Genomic DNA, 18395 nt, shown 5'->3' with positions numbered 1-18395 from the left:
CATGGTCAGCACATCCCCACCCCGCACCCGAATCGGCAAGATCGTCGGCGCCAGCCTGATCGGCACGACGATCGAGTGGTACGACTTCTTCCTGTACGGCTCCGCCGCGGCCCTCGTCTTCAACAAGCTGTTCTTCCCGACACAGGACGCGCTCACCGGCACGCTGCTCTCGTTCCTCACCTACGCCGTGGGCTTCGCCGCCCGTCCGCTCGGCGGGCTGGTCTTCGGGCACTACGGCGACCGGCTCGGCCGCAAGCGGCTGCTCGTCATCAGCCTCCTCATGATGGGCGGCGCGACGTTCCTGATCGGCCTGCTCCCCACCTACGCCACGCTGGGCACCGGAGCCGCGATCCTGCTGACCCTGCTGCGGCTGATCCAGGGCTTCGCCCTCGGCGGCGAATGGGGCGGCGCGGTGCTGCTCGTCTCCGAGCACGGCGAGCCGCGCAACCGCGGCTTCTGGGCGTCGTGGCCGCAGGCCGGCGCCCCCGGCGGCAACCTGATCGCCACCGGCGTGCTCGCCCTGCTCACCGCGGTCCAGCCGGACGACGCCTTCCTCTCCTGGGGCTGGCGCATCCCGTTCCTGCTCTCCGGCGTGCTCGTGCTGATCGGCCTGTGGATCCGGCTCACCGTCACCGAGTCCCCCGTCTTCCAGGCGGCGCTGGCCAAGCAGGAGGAGGACAAGACGCCGTCGATGCCCATCCTCGACGTGCTGCGCTATCACTGGCGCGACGTCGTCCTCGCGATCGGCGCCCGGCTCGTCGAGAACATCTCCTACTACGTGATCACCGCCTTCATCCTGGTGTACGCGGTGGAGGCGGCCGGGCTGGCCAAGCAGACGGCGCTCAACGCGGTGCTGATCGCCTCGGCGATCCACTTCGTCACGATCCCCATGTGGGGCGCGCTCTCCGACCGGGTCGGCCGCCGTCCCGTCTACCTGTTCGGCGCCGCCGCGATGGGCCTGTGGGCGTTCGCGTTCTTCCCGTTGATCGACACCAAGTCGTTCTTCCTCGTCACGCTGGCCGTGACCGTCGGACTGCTCTTCCACGGCGCGATGTACGGCCCGCAGGCGGCGTTCTTCTCCGAGATGTTCGGTACCCGCATGCGCTACTCGGGCGTCTCGATCGGCTACCAGCTCGCCTCAATCGTGGCCGGCGCGCTCGCCCCGATCATCGCGGTCCAGCTGCTCAGCTCTTTCGACTCGGCCCTGCCCGTCTCCATCTACGTGGCGGCCGCGGCCGTGCTCACCCTCATCGCGGTCTTCGTGACCAAGGAGACCCGCGACCGCGACCTGGCCGCCGTCGAGGCGTCGTCGAACCCCGGCCCGCAGCCCGTCCACGTCGTCAAGGAGGCCTGATGCCCCGCCGTCTTCCCGGACTGCTCGTCGCCGCGGTGGTCGCCGCCGCCGGCCTGTCCGCCGTCCCCGCGTCCGCGTCGGCGTCCTCGTGCCGTCCGGTCACCGTGCCGGGGGCCGAGCACCAGATCAGCGCGTGTCTCGACGACCTCACCACGGCGGGCACGGTGGCCTCCGGCCACACCGACGTGGCCGACTGGACGGGGCTCAACTCGGCCGGGGCGGTGAACCCGACCGGAGTGCCCGGCATGCAGATCGACGGGTACTTCCCCGACACCTCGACCGGGGACACCAACCACGGGTGGAACCACGACGCGCAGTTCGTCGTCCGGCTCCCCGAGCACTGGAACGGCGGCCTGGTCGTGGCGGGGTCGCCGGGCAACAGGGAGACCTACGCCAACGACTTCACGATCTCCGACTGGGCGCTCGCCAAGGGCTACGCCTACGCGGCGACCGACAAGGGCAACACCGGCACCACCTTCTATCTCGACGGGAAGCGTCCCGGGGACGCGGTCGTGGAGTGGAACGACCGGGTCAGCCAGCTCGCCGTCGCGGCCAAGAAGGTCGTCAAGCAGAGGTACGGCAAGGCGCCGAAGACCTCCATCGTCGCCGGCCAGTCCAACGGCGGGTACCTGGTGCGCTGGCAACTGGAGAACCGCCCCGACCTGTGGGACGGCGGCGTCGACTGGGAGGGCGTCCTGTGGACGGCCGACGGGCCCAACCTGCTGACGTTCCTGCCTCCCGCCCTGCGGGCCTACCCCGCGGGGGACACCGCGGGCATGCTCGCCGCGGGCTACGCGCCCGGCTCGGAGTTCCTGTGGCCCTTCCACTACCAGATCTACTGGGACCTCACTCAGCGGATCTTCCGTGAGGAGTTCGACCCGGACTTCGACGGCGCCACTCAGGCGGGCACGCCGTACTGCGCCCCGGGCGCGCCGGCCTGCGACACCGACTACGACTACGCGTCCAGGCCCAAGAGCGTGCACAAGGCCGTGGAGAGGGTCTCCCTCACCGGCAAGATCAAGCGCCCGCTGATCATGGTGCACGGCACTCTGGACAGCCTGCTCCCCATCAGCCAGGATTCGGACGTCTACGCCAAGATGATCCGCGATCGCCACCGTGACGACCTGGTCCGGTACTACCGGATCGAGGACGGCAACCACGTCGACGGCCTGTACCCCGCCTATCCCGACCAGCTCCGGCCGCTGCTGCCGTGCTTCCGCAGCGCCTTCACCGCTCTCGAGCGGTGGATCGGCACCGGCGCGCCGCCCCCCGCCAGCCGTACCGTTCCCCGCCCGACCACGGGCGACCTGGAAAACACCTGCTCTCTCGGAGCCACGCAATGAGTTCATCGATCTCGTCCGAGCGCGTCACCACGCCGCGCCTGACCCTCAACGTCGTCTCGGTGCCCGAGGCGACGGGCGAGCCCGTCGTGTTCGTCCACGGCAACGTCTCCTCGAGCACGTTCTGGCACTCCACCATGACGGCGATCGCCGGGCGGGTCCGGCCGCTCGCCGTCGACCTCCGCGGATTCGGCGACTCCGACCCCGAGCCGGTGGACGCCTCCCGCGGTGTGCGGGACTACTCCGACGACGTCCTGTCGTTCCTCGACACGATCGGGCCGGCGCACCTCGTCGGCTGGAGTCTGGGCGGCGCCGTCGTCCTGCAGGCTCTGCGCGACCGCCCTGAGGCCGTCAGGAGCCTCACGCTGGTCAACCCCTGCTCGCCGTACGGCTTCGGCGGGACGCGGGGCCCCGAGGGGACGCTCAACCACCCCGACGGCACGGGCTCGGGCGGTGGCGCCGCGAACCCCGACTTCGTGGCGGCGATCAAAGCGCGCGACCTCACGGCCGACTCTCCCGTGTCCCCCCGCTCGGTGCTCCGGGCCGCCTACGTGGCGCCCGGCACGGACCTCGGCGAGGAGGAGGACGCGTTCGTCGAGTCCATGTTGTCCACGCGGATCGGCGAGGACCACTACCCGGGTGACATGGCCGCGACGGACGCGTGGCCGGGCATCGCGCCGGGCAAGCGGGGCGTGCTCAACACCCTCGCCCCCACCAACTTCCGCATCGACGACCTGCACACGATCGATCCCAAGCCGCCGATCCTGTGGATCAGGGGCGCGCAGGACGTGATCGTCTCCGACACGTCACTGTTCGACCTCGCCCACCTGGGCGCGATCGGCGCGGTCCCCGGCTGGGACGGCACGCCGGCCCAGCCGATGATCGCCCAGACGCGGGCCGCTCTCGACCTCTACGGCGCCTACCGCGAGGTGGTCATCGAGGGAGCCGGCCACGGCCCCCAGATCGACAGGCCCGCCGAGTTCCGTGAGGCCCTGCTGGCTCACCTGCTCGGACGGTAGCGAAGGACCCGCCGCGCGACCCTTCTGAGGAGCGACGGCGCGGGACGCGTCCCGGCGGGCAGGACCCTCACCTGCCCGCCGCGGCCAACCGCCAGGCCGAACAGCAGGTCGACGTCCTTCTCGTCGATCCGCAGGCTCGGCCGCCAGGATCCCGGCCCGATGCTGTCGTCCCCGCGCGTCCTGCTCACCGGCACCTTGGCGATGAGCTGGCCGGCCAGGCGCCCGGGGATCCCCGGCTCGACGAGCGCCGGGACCGTCATGCTCCGGCCGTGTCCGTCCCCCTCGCGCAGCACCAGCTCGGCCGGCGGCCCGCCACTGGGCGGCACGTACGGCACGGGAACGACGACGAAGACGTGCCGCTCCTGGCGGGCGACGGACGCCCTCGACGACACCAGCGCGATGGACTCGGGGAACGACTTGGGTTCAACGCAGACGCCGAGCTCACCGCGCTCCGACCAGCACGGCACGACCAGCCGCCGGGGATCCTCCGCAAGCACCCCCGCGCAGTTCACCGGCGCGTCGGGCCGGGCGACGCGGGTGCGGCAGGGGTGCACGCCGCGCATCCGCACGTGGACCTCCCATATCCCGGTACGGAGCGGCCTGCCGAGCGCGGCCGAACCCACGTCGAGCCGGGCCTCGCCGCTCGCCCGGACACGCACCTGGTCCCCCACGGCGTCCCGGTCGACCGTGCTGGTCACCGGGAGGAAGTACATGACGCCGGTCTCCGCGTCGCGGATGTAGACCTCCATGCGGGCCTTGGCCGCGGCGTCGGTGACATCGGCCGTCTCCTGGTCCAGCAGCCCGTCCATGGGCACGGTGGGCGTCCAGAACAGCCGCCCTCCCTCTTCGCGGAACCACAGCGGGCTGCCGTCCGCGCGCACGATCTCGACGCCGAGGTCGAGGGCCAGCACGCTCTGCTCCCAGCGCACGTCGCGCAACTCGGCGCGCAGCCTCGTGCCCTGGGACGCGGCGGCGAGTTCGACGAGCGTCTGCAGCCTGCCGTGCCGGAGCAGGGCCACCCGAGCCCTCAGATGGACGGGGAGATAGGCGTCGAGGGCGGGAGGGAACCGCTCGACGGTGAGCCGGTACATCAGCGAGAACAGGATCGTGCGCTCGTCGTCGGGGGCCGCCAGGAACCGGCTCCCGCCGAGGCGCCGCAGCCCCAGCACCCGGTACCAGTGGGCGTAGATGCGGTCGCGCTGCCGTCCCGGCCCGGTGTGGGCGTCGACGACGTCGAGGATCGCGTGCAGGCCGTCGTACAGGGCCCCGGGGTCGGGCGACTCGTCCTCGACGGGACCGAGGTGGCAACAGATCTCCTCGGCGAGGATCGCGACCACCTTCGCCGCCAGGTACGCCCTGGTCACGAAGGACGGCTCGGACAGCGGGCGTTCGGGGAAGCGCAGCTGGCAGGCCTCGACGAACTCGCGGTTGAACAGCTTGTGCGCCGTCGGCAGCGCCAGCAGGTGGTCGCGCAGGACGTCCGCACGCGGCTGGTTCCCGGCGAAGGCCGACAGTGGCGGCCCGCCGTCCACCACCCGGCCGACCAGCACGTCCGCGTCGGTCTCCACCGCCATGCCGTACATGTGCTCCAGTGCGGCGGGCTCCAGCCGGTCGTGCTGGTTCATCAGGTAGACGTAGTCGCCGCGGGCCGCCGACAGTCCCACGTTGCGCGCGCGGGCGAGGGAGCCGCTGTGGTCCAGGTGCAGCACGCGGACGTTCGGGCGGTTGACCGCGATCGCGTCGAGCCGACCGGGCGCGCCGTCCGTCGACCCGTCGTCCGCGAAGATCACTTCGTACTCTTCCGGCGGGAGCGACTGCTCGAGGAGCGAACGCACGCACGCGCCGAAGGCGTCGTCCGCCGGCCCGGGGTTGAACACGGGCACAACCACGCTGACCTTCACACCCATGAGGGCAAGGGTGCATTGCGGACCGGCGGCATCCCCTCAGGATTGCCGAAAGGTCGACCAAATCTGACCAGAGAATGGACGCCTCGCCGGTGTGAACCGGGCCGGGCGAAATCCCGTTGGACGAGATCCCCGCCGATCGGCCAGGCTGGCGAGATGCTGCTCAAGCTGACCGGGTCCAGTTGCTCGGGCAAGTCCGCACTCGCCCTCTCCGTGGCCGGCAGGCTCCGTGGAGTGGCCGTGCACGACTTCGACGAAGTCGGTGTGCCGGAGGGCGCGGACCGCCGCTGGCGGCAGCACATGACCGAGCTGTGGGTGCGCAGGGCCCTGGACTACCAGGAGCGTGGAGTCGACCTCCTGCTCACCGGCCAGTCTCCACTGGGAGAGGTCCTGGCCGTTCCCTCCGCTCCCCTGCTGGACGGGATCGCCGTGTGCCTGGTCGACGTCGCCGACGACGACCGGCGCGACAGGCTCGTCGCACGTGATCCCGGCCGATGGGACGCCTCCGCCGTCGCCGCGTTCCTCGGCTGGGCCGCGTGGCACCGCGGGCACGCCCGCGATGTGCTCCCGCTCGCCAGAGGCTGGGCGGATACGGCCTAGTACCAGCCGGAGGACTGAGAGTGCGCCCAGGCGCCGCAGGGCGACTTGTAACGGCCGGCGATGTATCCGAGCCCCCACTTGATCTGGGTCGCGGCGTTGGTCTGCCAGTCGGATCCCGCGCTGGCCATCTTGCTGCCCGGCAGGGACTGGGGGATTCCGTACGCGCCGCTGTAGCGGTTCATCGCCCGCTCGTTCCAGTGGCTCTCCTTGTCCCACAACTTCTCGAGGCATCCCCACTCGCCGCTCCAGCCGCGGGCGGCGGCCATCTGCTTGCCGAGCGCCTTGTTGCTGCCGGGGTCAGGCGTGGAGCCGGCCGGGAAGTTCGCCGCCGCGAAGCCGCCACCGCCGGGGGCCTTGGGAACGATCTTCACGGGGTCGAGGTTCGCCTTGCGGCTGTCGGTGACCTCTTTGAGTCTTTCCTGCTTGAGCGCCTGTACGGCGTGCGCCTTGAGCGCGTCGTTCTCCGGGTTGGGCGCGTAGGGGTCGCTGTTGGCGATGTCCTGGAGGGTGAGCACGTCCTTCGGCGCCTTGGCGTTCTCCATGGCCGTGCGGACCACGTAGGCCGTGCCGCCGGCGAGGACCGCGATCGTGACGCCGATGATGGCTACCCGCTTGGGGGTCACCCAGCCAGGCTTGGATTTGACGTCGGGGCGCTTCGAGCGAGAACGAGGCGCGGGCGGACGGTCCCTCAGCTGCTGACCAGAGCTCACGGCACCTGAGCTTGCCCTGTCTTGGGGGGTGTTGCGCACCTAATCGTGAAACACAGTTGGTGTTCTCTTGACCTAACCCGCCTGCTACATGGACTTTCCATAGAAATGTGATTTTGGTCACATCACCCGTAAATCCTTCCACAGCACACTCAACGGGAAGCCCGTGCCACTCTCCCCTCCTTTTTTGTGGATCATGTGCGCCCGATGTCACAGTTTCATGTCGAAGATGGGAGAACGTCCGGACCGAACCATAATGACCGCGTGGCAGGCATCCTCCTCGTCGAAGACGACCCCTCCGTCCGCACCGGGCTCGAACTGGCGCTCACCCGCCAGGGCCATTCGGTGACGACGTACGCGTCGGGTGAGGAGGCTCTCGACCACGTCCGGGCGCGCAGGCCCGAGATCGTCATCCTCGACGTGATGCTCCCCGGCATCGACGGTGTGGAGGTCTGCCGTCGCATCCGCAAGATCGACTCGCTGCCCATCATCCTGCTGACCGCGCGGGGGGACGACCTCGACGTGGTCGTGGGACTGGAGGCGGGCGCCGACGACTACGTGGTCAAGCCCGTCGAGCCGCGCGTCCTCGACGCCCGCATCCGAGCGATCCTCCGGCGGCTCGAGTCCGCGTCCGCCGACCGGGTCAGCTTCGGCGACCTGGTGATCGACCGGGGCGCGCTCAAGATCAGCCTGGACGGCCGCGAGATCCACCTCACCCCCACCGAGCTGCGCCTGCTGCTCGAGCTCGTCCGCCATCCCGGCCAGGTGCTCAACCGCCGCTACCTGCTGCGCGCCGTCTGGGACCACACCCACGTCGCGGACTCGCGTCTGGTCGACGCGTGCGTGCAGCGGATCCGGGCCAAGATCGAGCCGGTGCCCGCCGACCCGGTCTTCATCCACACGGTCCGCGGATTCGGGTACCGCTTCTCCCCGCCGTGACCTGGGTGCCGACCGGGCTCCGGGCCCGGCTCGTGATCACCTTCCTCCTGGTGGCGGTGACGGCGTCCGCCATGGTCGCGGGGCTCGGCTACCAGCTCGTCCGGAGGGAACTGCTGGACCGCGCCGAGCGGGCCGCCGTCGCCGACGTGCGCGACACGCTCTCCACGATCACCCTGCCCGTCGGCGCCAGCGACGTCGTGTGGCCGAGCGACAGCACCGTCACCGACGACGACCTGGCCGGCCTGGTCAACGCGCTGAGCGGCCCCGGCCGCTCGGTGATCATGACGTACGGAGACCTCCAGCACACGAGCCCGGGCGGCCGCTTCACGATGAACGACGTCCCCGACCAGCTCAGGTGGCAGTCCGGCAGGAGGCTCGTCTACCAGCGCCTGCGCATCGAGAACCAGCCGTGGCTGCTCGTGGCGACCCAGATCCAGCGGGTCAACCAGAGCGGCGCCCAGCGGGCCACGGGGCTCACCGCGTACGTCTTCGTCTCCCTGGCCGAGGAGGAGGGCGTCCTGTTCCGCCTCCGCACCGCCCTGGCGCAGGCGGGAGGCATCACGCTGACGATCGCGTTGACGGTCGCGCTGGTGTCGGCCCGGCGGGTGCTGCTGCCCGTGCGGAGACTCGGCGTGGCCGCCCGGGCGCTGGGAGCCGGCGAGCTGCACGTCAGACTTCCCGTACGGGGCAAGGACGAGCTCGCGGAGCTCACCGCGACGTTCAACGAGACGGCCGCCGCCCTGGAGCACACGGTCTCGGAACTGCGCACGCTGGAGTCGTTGTCCCGCCGCTTCGTCGCCGACGTCTCCCACGAGCTCCGCACCCCGCTGACCGCCATGACGGCCGTGACAGACATGCTCACCGAGGACGCCGCGCGGCTGCCCGACGACGCGGGCGAGGCGATGCTCATCGTGGTCCGCGAGATCGACAGACTCCGCGTGCTGGTGGAGCACCTGATCGAGATCAGCCGTTTCGACTCCGGCGCCGCCGTGCTGCGGCAGGAACGCGTCGATGTGGGCGACTGCCTGGCCGACTCCCTGGAGATGCGCGGCTGGGCCGACCAGGTGAAGCTCACCATGCCCGTCGGCCTGATGTTCTCCCTGGACCCGCGCCGGTTCGACGTGATCGTGGCCAACCTCGTGGGCAACGCGCTCCAGCACGGCTCACCGCCCGTGCAGGTCCAGGCCCGCGTCGACAGGCAAGGACTGGAGGTGACCGTGCGCGACCACGGCAAGGGCATTCCCGAGCAGGCGCTGCCGCACGTGTTCGACAGGTTCTTCAAGGCCGGGTCCGACCGGGCCAGAAGCGTAGGCAGCGGTCTCGGGCTCGCGATCGCCAAGGCCAACGCGGAGTTGCACAACGGCACCATCACCGCGGAGCGACGCGAGCCCGGCACCCTGTTCCGTCTCAGGATCCCCCGGTCATGAGGCGGGTCTGGCGGAGCGGCCTCGCGCTCCTGGTCGCGTTGCTCGCCGCCGCGGGGTGCGGCGTGCCGCCCACGGGCGTCGTCGACACCGGCCCCGCCCCCATCGCGCGCGGGGGGGCGAGCCTCACCAGGATCTATCTCGTCCGCGACGGGCGGCTCCAGCTGACGAGCGTCGCCGTGGGCTCCCCGCATGTCAGCGACTTGATGGCCACCCTGTTCAAGGCGGACGCCGAACCCACGGAACGGCTGACCACGGCACTGGACGAGCTCCACCTCGCGGAGGTGCAGCTGGTCCGTTACGAGCCCGACGCGAGCAGCCGCAACGATCCCGACAACACCATCACGCTGCGGATGCGCGTGTTCGTCAGCGGCCGGCGGATATCCAGGATCGCCATGGCCCAGATCACCTGTACGGCACGGCTGCGCTCAGAGGTCTGGGCCGTGGAGATCGCGCACGGTACTCCCGGCGACACGGGACACCTGAAGGTCCACACGTGCCGGGAGTACTGGGATCTGGCCCCGAGGAACGGCCATCTCCCCCCGTGACGTCCGCCGGGGTCAGACGGCGATGTTCTCCAGCATCTCGGTCACCAGCGCGGCGATGGGGGACCGTTCCGACCTGGTGAGAGTGATGTGCGCGAACAGCGGGTGTCCCTTGAGCTTCTCCACGACCGCCACGACGCCGTCGTGCCGGCCCACGCGCAGGTTGTCGCGCTGGGCGATGTCGTGGGTGAGCACCACGCGGGAGTTGGCGCCGATCCGCGACAGCACGGTCAGCAGCACACCCCGCTCCAGCGACTGCGCCTCGTCCACGATGACGAACGCGTCGTGGAGCGAGCGGCCTCGGATGTGGGTCAGGGGCAGCACCTCGAGCATGCCGCGGTCGAGGACCTCCTCGATGACCTCGGGCGTCGTCACCGCGCCGAGGGTGTCGAAGACGGCCTGCGCCCACGGGCCCATCTTCTCGTTCTCCGAACCGGGCAGGTAGCCGAGTTCCTGGCCGCCCACGGCGTAGAGCGGGCGGAAGACGATGACCTTGCGGTGCTGGCGGCGTTCGAGCACGGCCTCCAGACCCGCGCACAGGGCGAGCGCCGACTTGCCGGTGCCCGCGCGACCGCCCAGGGAGACGATGCCGACCTCGGGGTCCATGAGCAGGTCGAGGGCGATCCGCTGCTCGGCGGAGCGGCCGTGCAGGCCGAAGACCTCCCGGTCGCCCCTGACCAGCCGTACGGACTTGTCCGGCAGGACCCGGCCGAGCGCGGAGCCGCGGCTCGACAGCAGGCGCAGGCCGGTGTGGCAGGGCATCTCGCGAGCTTCCTCCAGGTCCGCGGTGCCGTTCTCGAAGAGGGTCTCGACCTCGTCGGTCGTGACCTGGAGCTCGGACATGCCGGTCCAGCCCGACTCGACCACCATCCCCGCGCGGTACTCCTCGGCGGCCAGCCCGATGGAGGCGGCCTTCACCCGCATCGGGAGGTCCTTCGACACGAGGACGACGTCGCGGCCCTCGGCCGCGAGGTTCTGCGCGACCGTGAGGATGCGGGTGTCGTTGTCCCCGAGGCGGAAGCCGGCGGGAAGGACGGATGGATCACTATGGTTGAGCTCGACCCGGATGGTCCCGACGCCGATCGGCATCGGCTCATCCAGCCGCCCGTGCCGCACCCGAAGGTCGTCGAGGAAGCGGAGGGCCTCGCGGGCGAAGTACCCCAACTCGGGGTGGTGCCGCTTGGCCTCCAGCTCGGTGACGACAACGATCGGGAGGACGACCTCGTGCTCGTCGAAGCGGCTCATCGCCGCCGGGTCAGCGAGCAGGACCGAGGTGTCCAGAACGTAGGTGCGGGATGCGGACGGGTTGTTCGAGGACACTGCCACGCGTTCTCCCCCGGGCACCGAAGACGGCGCCCTGCCTTGACTGGTGGTGAACGGACCGGGCCCGTGACCTGCCGAAGCGGGTCGGGACTCCAGCCCGCCTCGCAAGGTCGTGACGCAAGGACGGGCCCTCTCCCCAGGTAAGAGCCATCGACCAGGTCGATGGCGGCTCACCTACCACGGTACGTAATGAAACCCCCCGACCCAATACTTGGGCGCTGTCCGAAAGAGGCAGTTCATGTACCGTTTGGAATGATCTCGGCGGCCTAAGAGCCGTACCGCCGGTTACGCGCGGCGTAGGAGCGGAGTGCCCGCAGGAAGTCGACTCTGCGGAAGTCAGGCCAGTAGGCCTCGCAGAAGTAGAACTCGGAGTGGGCGCTCTGCCAGAGCAGGAATCCGGACAGCCGCTGCTCTCCCGACGTCCGGATGACGAGGTCCGGATCGGGAAGACCGCGCGTGTAGAGATGCTCCGCGATGTGCTCGACATCGAGGACCTCGACGAGGTCTTCGATGCTCGCGCCCTTGCTTGCGTGCTCCTGGAGGAGGGAGCGCACCGCATCAGCGATCTCACGCCTTCCTCCATACCCAACCGCAACGTTCACAATCAGCCCGGGACGATGCGATGTGGTTTCTTTTGCATCTTTGAGGACACGAGCCGTGTGATCGGGCAGCAGGTCGAGCGACCCCATCGGCGAGACGTGCCATCCCTGGTCGACGATGTCCTGCACGAGACCCTCGATGACCTGAAGCAACGGCCCCAGCTCGGCCTGGTCTCTGGAAAGGTTGTCGGTGGAGAGCAACCACAGTGTCACGTATTCGACACCGGCCTCCCGGCACCACACCAGAAGTTCCGAGATCTTGTCGGCGCCCTTCTGGTGGCCGTGGCTGACGTCGCGCAGCCCCATGGCCCGGGCCCAGCGCCGGTTGCCGTCGACGATGACGCCGACGTGCCGGGGAATCTGGTCCGAGGAGAGCTTGCGCTCGAGCCTGCGCTCGTACAGCTTGTACACGAGATCGCGCACGCCCATGAAGTCCTCTTCCTTCGCGACCTGGGAGCCTCGGTGAGGCAATTATCGCGGGACTCATGGAGTAGACGCGCCATGCCCGTCCCCCTGGGACGGGCCCTCCTGTGCTCCCAGCCACTCGGCGAAGCTCCTCGCGTCGGCCTGCGAGCCTCCGGCGGGCTTGGGACGGCCGGCGGCGTAGGCCGCGAACTTCCCGGCGAAATCCGGGCCGAGTGACATGACCAGGTCGGGCCGCCTACGGGCGACGAGTCCCCGCCGTTTGGCGACGAGGCTGTGTGCCTGAATCCTGACGCGCTCGCGGTCGAACCCGTCGGGCACCCCGCCTCCGGCCACCAGGGCGGCCAGCAGGGCCGCCTGGGAGGCCCGCAGAGACTCTCGCGCCGCGTCCGCCGACCCGCGGTCGCTCCCACCCCCCGCGTACGGCACGGGCCCCCGCTCAGCCACGCGCGGCCCGGCCACGCGCCATGGCGGCGCGGATGCGGTCCAGCTCTGCCGCGATGGCCCGGTCGCTCGGATAGTCGTCGTCCCATTCGAGCAGGACTCCGGGGGGCCGCACCCGGCCGCACAGGTCCGCCAGGATGTCGAGCACCGCCTCCGGGGCGGAGGCGGTGTGGGTGTCGTGCCAGACGTCGCCGTGGAGGTGACCGCCGGCCACGTGGACGTAGGCCAGCTCGCCGAGCGGAAGCCCGTCGAGGGCATCCCTGGCGTCCAACCCGAGGTTGACCTGGTTTGTGTACAGGTTCGCCACGTCGACGAGCAGTTTCACCCCGGTCCGCTCGACCAGTTCACCGAGGAACTCCGCCTCGGTCAGCTCGTCCTCCGGCCAGCCGAACAGCGCGGCCACGTTCTCCAGCGCGAGAGGCACGGGGAGGGCGGCCTGCGCGAGCCGTACGTTCTCCGCGATGACGGACAGGGCTTCACGGGTGCGGGGAACGGGCAGCAGGTGGCCCGCCTCCACGTCGCCCTCGCGGACGAACGCCAGGTGCTCGCTCACGAGCGGCGCCTCCAGCGCCTCCGCGCAGGCGGCCAGGTGCGCGAGGCGCGCCGGGTCGGGCCGGTCCGCGCCGCCGATCCCGAGGGCCACGCCGTGCGGGATGACCGGGACGCCTCGTGCGCGCAGCAGGGCGAGCGACTCCGGCAGCCGGGCGGGGTCGACGTTCTCCGCGATCACCTCGACGAAGTCGACGTCCATCCGCTCGACGGTCAGGTCGATCTCCGAGCGCCACCCGATGCCGACTCCCAGCTCGGCCCGCTCAGCTTCCGCCTCCGCAGCCACCGCCGCACCCTCCTCCGCCGCAACTCGAACCGCCCCCGCAGCCGGAATGACCACCGCACGAATGGCCGCCGCCGTGGTCGGACCCGACGGATCCGGTCCCCCAGTCCGAGGAGCCGCCTCCGCAACTCCCCGACGCGCAGCCGCCGGCACCTCCTCCGCCGTGATCGCGTTCTTGGTCGATTTCGGTCGCGACGGTCTGATCGGGCATCTCACCCAGGCCGTAGAGGGCGACGCCGCCCGCCACGCCGGTGTAGAGCGCGCCGTCCGCCATGACGGAGGCCGGCTCGGCCCGTGTGCGCGCGTTCCGCACCTGCGCGGTCTGGAGGGCCTCGTGCCCGCTCGTGGTGAGAAGACCCGGCAGCGACCTCGAGTAACGGCGGTGGGCGCGCAGCCCGGACACGGCGGTGACGCCTGCCACGAGCAGCGCACCGACGGAGGACGGGTTCCACGGGACGAGGCCCGCGAGCGGAAACACGATGGAGACGGCCGTGACCACGAAGGCGAGGGCGACCAGGAACCCCAACCTGGTGTTGATCGCGCTCGGGCCGTTGAGCGCGCCGTCCGGGAGGAGAAGCCCTCGGGCGATCAGTCGCAGCTTGATGTCGGTCATCGCCGCGCCGCCGGCGACCTCGTGGCGGATCTCCGACGCCGAGCGCCCTCCCGGCACGGCGGCCAGGTCCAGCACGGCCCGCTCGACTCCGTTCGCGGGCGGAGCGGTCCCGGCGACGACGGTGACGCGGCCTCCCCGCGCGACGCGGACGAGTTCCCGCTCCACGAGCAGCGCGATCGCCGTGTTGATCACACGACGCGGGCCGCCCGCGAGATAGGCGAGTTCGTAGTGGGTGAGATCGTCCCGGCTGAAGCCGGAGACCGACCGGATCCTGCGGTGCTCCCGGGTGAAGGCCGACGCCGCGTTCCTGGCGAGGACCGCGACGACGATCGCGACGACGAGAAGTGCGTACTCCATGAACGCCCTCCTTGGGGGGAGAGGAGGAAGCGCTTCACCACTGCCCTGCCGGCCGTTCGGCTCGCGCCCCGTCCACCTGATTAGACGCGCGGGAATCGCCGGAAGTTTCCCCCCGGGGCGCACGCCTGTACGGCATCGGCGGCGGGGCGCACACGCCCTGCGGGATCGACGGCGGGCCGCCCCCGATCGCCGTGTGGCGGGATCTCAGCCTCCGCATCCGCCGCAGCCTCCCCCGCACCCGCCGCCGCAGCCGCCGCACCCCGGCGTGGCGCCCCCGCCTCCGGCCGCGGGGCCGGTGTCCTGCCCCTTCTCCCGCGCGTCATCGCGATCGACCTCGGTCGCGATCTGCTGCGCGATCCCCCGATCCGGCAGCGCCCCCAGCCCGTAGATCGCCACGCCGACCGCCAGGGCGGCGCCGGCGGGGCGTCTCGCCACGTCGGCGCGGGCCCGCCGTCCCGCCGTCCGCTGCGACGGCTCGCGCGACGCGGAGGAGGGCGCCGTACGGGCCCGGGCGTCCTGCACGGCTCGCTGTCCTTCCGGGGTGAGCACGCTCGTCATCTGGAGCGCGTGGCGCCGGCGGACGCGGATGCCGTACAGGGCCGCCAGGACATTCACGATCACCGCCGCCACGGACGGCACGCTCCAGGAGACGAGACCGATGACCTGCACCAGTAGCGCAAGCGCGACGACGAGGCACTCGAACACGATGAACCCCGTCAGCACGCCGGCCTCCAGTCGGCGCTTGTCCACAGTCCCGTCCGAGAGCAGCAGACCCTTGGCGACCAGGCGCGACTTGAGGCCGGTCATCGCAGGGCTCACCGGAAGATCCCGGCGGAGCTGGGCCGACCTCACCCCGGGGCGGCCGGAGACCGACGCGAGGACGGCCTGCTCGACGGCGTCGTCGGAGACCCGGGCCGCCCCGGACACGAAGTGGACGCGGCCTCCCCGCGAGATCCGGATCAGCTCCCTGTCCATGAGCACGACGATCGCCGTGTCGACCACGCGGTGCGGACCGTCGGCGAGGTAGGCCAGCTCGTACGGATCAAGCCCACCCCTGCCGGAGTCTCCGGCGCCGTCCCCCTCGCCGGAGCCGGCCGGCATGGTCCCTACGACGAACGAGGTGAATCCGGCGATCACGGCGGCGACGACGAGGAGCACGTACTCCATGTCGACCTCCTGGGGGAGGAGGAGGCGCGTCACGCCACGGCGGCTGTAGTACGGCTTGCGCCTCGTCTACTGATTGGACGCTCGATTCCCCAGAATCTTCGCATCCGTGGCGCAAGCCGTACAGGATCAGCCGAGTCGTTTCACCAGGGCGTCGTACTCGGCCCACAACTGCTCGGGCATGTGGTCGCCGAAGGTCTCGAAGTGCGCCGGGATGAGCGACGCCTCCTCGCGCCAGACCTCGGGGTCGACGGTCAGCAGGAGCCGCAGGTGCTCCTCGGAGATGTCCAGACCCTCGGTGTCGAGCTCGGCCGGGAGGTTCCCGATCGGGGACGGCACGGCCTCCGCCTGGCCGTTCAGGCGGTCGACGATCCACTTCAGCACGCGGCTGTTCTCACCGAAGCCCGGCCACACGAACCGGCCCTCGGCGTCCTTGCGGAACCAGTTGACGTAGTAGATCCGCGGCAGCTTCGCCGCGTCGGCGGCCTCGCCGACCTTGAGCCAGTGGGCGAAGTAGTCGCCCATGTTGTAGCCGCAGAACGGCAACATGGCGAAGGGGTCGCGGCGCAGCTCGCCGACCTTGCCCTCGGCGGCGGCGGTCTTCTCCGATGCCACGTTGGCGCCGAGGAAGACCCCGTGCTGCCAGCTCAGCGACTCGGTGACGAGCGGGACCGCGGTGGCCCTGCGGCCGCCGAACAGGATCGCCGAGATCGGCACACCGGCCGGGTCCTGCCATTCGGACGCGATCGTCGGGCACTGCCCGGCGGGAGTGGTGAACCGCGCGTTCGGATGCGCGGCGGGCTCGCCGGAGTCCGGCGTCCAGGAACGGCCCTTCCAGTCGGTGAGGTGGGCGGGCGGCTCGTCGGTGAGGCCCTCCCACCAGACGTCGCCGTCGTCGGTGAGCGCGACGTTGGTGAAGATGCTGTTGCCCCAGAGGGTCTCGACCGCGTTGGCGTTCGTGCTCTCCCCCGTGCCCGGGGCGACGCCGAAGAAGCCGGCCTCGGGATTGATCGCGTACAGCCGCCCGTCGGGGCCGAAGCGCATCCAGGCGATGTCGTCGCCGATCGTCTCGACCTTCCAGCCGGGGATCGTCGGCCGGAGCATTGCGAGGTTGGTCTTGCCGCAGGCCGAGGGGAACGCCGCGGCCACGTAGCGGGCCTCTCCCTCGGGCGGGGTGAGCTTGAGGATGAGCATGTGCTCGGCCAGCCAGCCCTCGTCCCTGGCCATCACGCTGGCGATGCGCAGCGCGTAGCACTTCTTCCCGAGCAGCGCGTTGCCGCCGTACCCGGAACCGTACGACCAGATCTCACGGGTCTCGGGGAAGTGGCTGATGTACTTCGTCTGGCTGCACGGCCAGGGAACGTCCTGCTGCCCCGGCGCCAGCGGCGCGCCCACGGAGTGGACGGCCTTGACGTAGTCGTCGTGCCCATGGTCGCGCTTGCTCAGACCCTCGTTGGCTCGTCCCTCGCTCTCTCGGGCCTGTCGCGCCGCTCCGCGTTCTTCGATGAGGCGCAGCGCGTCCTCACCCATCCGCGTCATGATCCGCATCGACACCACCACGTACGGCGAGTCGGTGATCTCGACGCCCAGTTGCGAGATGTTCCCGCCCAGGGGTCCCATGCAGAACGGCACGACGTACATGGTCCGGCCGCGCATGCAGCCCCTGAAGAGGCCGGCGAAGGTCCGCCGCATCTCGTCGGGCGCGATCCAGTTGTTGGTCGGTCCCGCGTCCTCGGCACGCTCCGAGCAGATGAACGTGCGGTCCTCGACCCGGGCCACGTCGCTGGGGTCGGAGGCGGCGTAGAAGCTGTTGATCCGTTGGCTGAGCCGGGTGAAGGTGCCCTGCTCGACGAGCAGGTTGGTGAGGCGGGTCCATTCGGCCTCGGAACCGTCGCACCATTCGATCCGGTCGGGCTGGGTCAACTCGGCGATCTCCGCGACCCACGCGGCGAGCTCCGCATGGGTGGTCGGATTCGAAACCTCTACTGAAACTGACACGGGATGGCTCCTCTTGTCGCGGGGCCAAATCATCATCAACGACGAATAGCCGGCGAAGCCAATTGGCGTAGACCATCGAGTTTCCACGCCGTTAAATTCGCGATATTCGTCATCTCCTCCGCCCGGCTCGACGTTGTGCCAGGCAGAGGGGGTGATGCTGCATGGGAACACACCCATGCGGGCCACTTCCGAAGAAACGTCCCGTTTTCCTTACCCGCCTCCCGCGTCTTACACATTGGTATAGGCCAATATGAATGGTCTAGGCCATTCGGCCAATTGGTTCAGTCCACCAGACCGGGGCCTTCGGAACGGACGCGGTCCACGTGCTGGAGGGCGTCGCGCAGGTCAGCGAGCCAGGTGTCGGTGTGTTTGCCCACGAGCCTGACGCACCAGGCGAGCGCGTCACTGCGACTGCGCGCCACTCCCGCCGCGACGAGTGTGTCGAGCACCTGCCGTTCGGCCTGGCGCAGGCGGGTCATGACCGGCACGGAGAGAGTGGTGAACATCACTGTCTCGCCGCCGACCGTCACCCCCCAGGAGACCTTCTTCCGGAAGCGGTGCTCCGCCTCACGGGCGATCTCCATGCGGCGCTCGCGGGTCTCCTCGCGAAACCGCTCGACGTACCCCTCGACCGCCGCCGCCCGCTCCACGTCGGGCAGGCCCTCCGTCACGGTGAGCGGCGGAAGGGCGCCGATGACCGTGATCTCCTCACGGTCGAGCACGATCGCAGGCCGTTCGGAGAACCAGCCCTCCGGGAGGCGCCCTGCGAACCAGCCTCGCAGCTGTTCTTCTGCATCCATGTAATGAAGA

17 protein-coding genes are annotated in these 18395 nt (G+C 70.3%); 7 read left to right on the top strand and 10 right to left on the bottom strand.

Going from position 1 to position 18395, the window contains the following annotated elements; translation table 11 throughout:
* The first annotated feature begins 1 nt into the window (after position 1).
* The 3 genes from Pph01_RS11080 to Pph01_RS11070 are packed head-to-tail and all read left to right on the top strand — an operon-like array spanning position 2 to position 3713.
* The gene (locus tag Pph01_RS11080; RefSeq protein ID WP_204072929.1) at positions 2–1354 is read left to right on the top strand and encodes an MFS transporter; all 1353 of its coding nucleotides are present in this window, start codon (positions 2–4) and stop codon (positions 1352–1354) included.
* Positions 1354–2697, top strand: a complete 1344-nt coding sequence (locus tag Pph01_RS11075) for a 3-hydroxybutyrate oligomer hydrolase family protein (protein ID WP_204072928.1) — start codon at positions 1354–1356, stop codon at positions 2695–2697. Before Pph01_RS11080 ends, Pph01_RS11075 begins: the two co-directional genes overlap by 1 nt.
* Complete coding sequence (locus tag Pph01_RS11070; protein ID WP_204072927.1) at positions 2694–3713, top strand: alpha/beta fold hydrolase; 1020 nt, start codon at positions 2694–2696, stop codon at positions 3711–3713. Before Pph01_RS11075 ends, Pph01_RS11070 begins: the two co-directional genes overlap by 4 nt.
* On the opposite strand, the gene Pph01_RS11065 is transcribed toward Pph01_RS11070, so the two are convergent.
* Positions 3695–5620 (bottom strand): glycosyltransferase family 2 protein, encoded by a 1926-nt coding sequence (locus tag Pph01_RS11065; protein ID WP_204072926.1) that lies wholly within the window; start codon positions 5618–5620, stop codon positions 3695–3697. The genes Pph01_RS11070 and Pph01_RS11065 overlap by 19 nt on opposite strands.
* Before the next feature lie 153 nt (positions 5621–5773).
* Here Pph01_RS11065 and Pph01_RS11060 point away from each other — a divergent pair, with 153 nt between their 5' ends.
* A complete protein-coding gene (locus tag Pph01_RS11060) occupies positions 5774–6217 on the top strand; it encodes a hypothetical protein (RefSeq protein WP_204072925.1) in 444 nt (147 codons plus the stop codon).
* Here Pph01_RS11060 and Pph01_RS11055 read toward each other — a convergent pair.
* Complete coding sequence (locus tag Pph01_RS11055) at positions 6214–6840, bottom strand: aggregation-promoting factor C-terminal-like domain-containing protein (protein WP_239116593.1); 627 nt, start codon at positions 6838–6840, stop codon at positions 6214–6216. The two genes, Pph01_RS11060 and Pph01_RS11055, sit on opposite strands and share 4 nt — an antisense overlap.
* A gap of 348 nt (positions 6841–7188) precedes the next feature.
* On the opposite strand from Pph01_RS11055, the gene Pph01_RS11050 reads away from it, so the two are divergent.
* The 3 genes from Pph01_RS11050 to Pph01_RS11040 are packed head-to-tail and all read left to right on the top strand — an operon-like array spanning position 7189 to position 9835.
* Positions 7189–7863, top strand: coding sequence for a response regulator (locus Pph01_RS11050; protein ID WP_204072924.1), 675 nt, complete (start codon positions 7189–7191; stop codon positions 7861–7863).
* Positions 7860–9290: an ATP-binding protein gene (locus tag Pph01_RS11045; RefSeq protein WP_239116592.1), complete on the top strand. Its 1431-nt coding sequence runs from the start codon at positions 7860–7862 to the stop codon at positions 9288–9290. Before Pph01_RS11050 ends, Pph01_RS11045 begins: the two co-directional genes overlap by 4 nt.
* Entirely contained in the window at positions 9287–9835 is a 549-nt protein-coding gene (locus tag Pph01_RS11040; RefSeq protein WP_204072923.1) for a hypothetical protein, read from the top strand. Before Pph01_RS11045 ends, Pph01_RS11040 begins: the two co-directional genes overlap by 4 nt.
* Before the next feature lie 12 nt (positions 9836–9847).
* On the opposite strand, the gene phoH2 is transcribed toward Pph01_RS11040, so the two are convergent.
* The 8 genes from phoH2 to abmR form a co-directional block, all read right to left on the bottom strand.
* Positions 9848–11158, bottom strand: a complete 1311-nt coding sequence (phoH2, locus tag Pph01_RS11035; RefSeq protein ID WP_275412820.1) for an RNA 5'-3' helicase PhoH2 — start codon at positions 11156–11158, stop codon at positions 9848–9850.
* 263 nt (positions 11159–11421) lie between these two features.
* A complete protein-coding gene (locus Pph01_RS11030) occupies positions 11422–12183 on the bottom strand; it encodes an isoprenyl transferase (RefSeq protein WP_204072922.1) in 762 nt (253 codons plus the stop codon).
* 54 nt (positions 12184–12237) lie between these two features.
* Complete coding sequence (locus tag Pph01_RS11025; RefSeq protein ID WP_204072921.1) at positions 12238–12624, bottom strand: SCO6045 C-terminal-like domain-containing protein; 387 nt, start codon at positions 12622–12624, stop codon at positions 12238–12240.
* Positions 12617–13456, bottom strand: coding sequence for an MbnB/TglH/ChrH family RiPP precursor modification enzyme (locus Pph01_RS11020; RefSeq protein ID WP_239116591.1), 840 nt, complete (start codon positions 13454–13456; stop codon positions 12617–12619). Before Pph01_RS11020 ends, Pph01_RS11025 begins: the two co-directional genes overlap by 8 nt.
* The gene (locus Pph01_RS11015; protein WP_204072919.1) at positions 13434–14423 is read right to left on the bottom strand and encodes a TIGR04222 domain-containing membrane protein; all 990 of its coding nucleotides are present in this window, start codon (positions 14421–14423) and stop codon (positions 13434–13436) included. Before Pph01_RS11015 ends, Pph01_RS11020 begins: the two co-directional genes overlap by 23 nt.
* A gap of 204 nt (positions 14424–14627) precedes the next feature.
* Complete coding sequence (locus tag Pph01_RS11010; protein ID WP_204072918.1) at positions 14628–15590, bottom strand: TIGR04222 domain-containing membrane protein; 963 nt, start codon at positions 15588–15590, stop codon at positions 14628–14630.
* 126 nt (positions 15591–15716) lie between these two features.
* Positions 15717–17618: a phosphoenolpyruvate carboxykinase (GTP) gene (locus tag Pph01_RS11005; RefSeq protein WP_204073090.1), complete on the bottom strand. Its 1902-nt coding sequence runs from the start codon at positions 17616–17618 to the stop codon at positions 15717–15719.
* Between the two features lie 248 nt (positions 17619–17866).
* Positions 17867–18385 (bottom strand): ATP-binding transcription factor AbmR, encoded by a 519-nt coding sequence (gene abmR, locus Pph01_RS11000; RefSeq protein WP_204072917.1) that lies wholly within the window; start codon positions 18383–18385, stop codon positions 17867–17869.
* Positions 18386–18395 lie beyond the last annotated feature (10 nt).

This window comes from Planotetraspora phitsanulokensis (assembly GCF_016863295.1).
Classification (GTDB): domain Bacteria; phylum Actinomycetota; class Actinomycetes; order Streptosporangiales; family Streptosporangiaceae; genus Planotetraspora; species Planotetraspora phitsanulokensis.
The sequence above is the reverse complement of the archived record's forward strand: the minus strand, read 5'-3'. Positions and strand labels throughout refer to the sequence as shown.

Bases quoted from the DNA above. Each gene is read 5' to 3' on its own strand.
- Pph01_RS11080 (WP_204072929.1), top strand. From the start codon at position 2: ATGGTCAGCACATCCCCACCCCGCACCCGAATCGGCAAGATCGTCGGC.
- Pph01_RS11075 (WP_204072928.1), top strand. From the start codon at position 1,354: ATGCCCCGCCGTCTTCCCGGACTGCTCGTCGCCGCGGTGGTCGCCGCC.
- Pph01_RS11070 (WP_204072927.1), top strand. From the start codon at position 2,694: ATGAGTTCATCGATCTCGTCCGAGCGCGTCACCACGCCGCGCCTGACC.
- Pph01_RS11065 (WP_204072926.1), bottom strand. From the start codon at position 5,620: ATGGGTGTGAAGGTCAGCGTGGTTGTGCCCGTGTTCAACCCCGGGCCG.
- Pph01_RS11060 (WP_204072925.1), top strand. From the start codon at position 5,774: ATGCTGCTCAAGCTGACCGGGTCCAGTTGCTCGGGCAAGTCCGCACTC.
- Pph01_RS11040 (WP_204072923.1), top strand. From the start codon at position 9,287: ATGAGGCGGGTCTGGCGGAGCGGCCTCGCGCTCCTGGTCGCGTTGCTC.
- Pph01_RS11030 (WP_204072922.1), bottom strand. From the start codon at position 12,183: ATGGGCGTGCGCGATCTCGTGTACAAGCTGTACGAGCGCAGGCTCGAG.
- Pph01_RS11015 (WP_204072919.1), bottom strand. From the start codon at position 14,423: ATGGAGTACGCACTTCTCGTCGTCGCGATCGTCGTCGCGGTCCTCGCC.
- Pph01_RS11010 (WP_204072918.1), bottom strand. From the start codon at position 15,590: ATGGAGTACGTGCTCCTCGTCGTCGCCGCCGTGATCGCCGGATTCACC.
- Pph01_RS11005 (WP_204073090.1), bottom strand. From the start codon at position 17,618: ATGATTTGGCCCCGCGACAAGAGGAGCCATCCCGTGTCAGTTTCAGTA.
- abmR (WP_204072917.1), bottom strand. From the start codon at position 18,385: ATGGATGCAGAAGAACAGCTGCGAGGCTGGTTCGCAGGGCGCCTCCCG.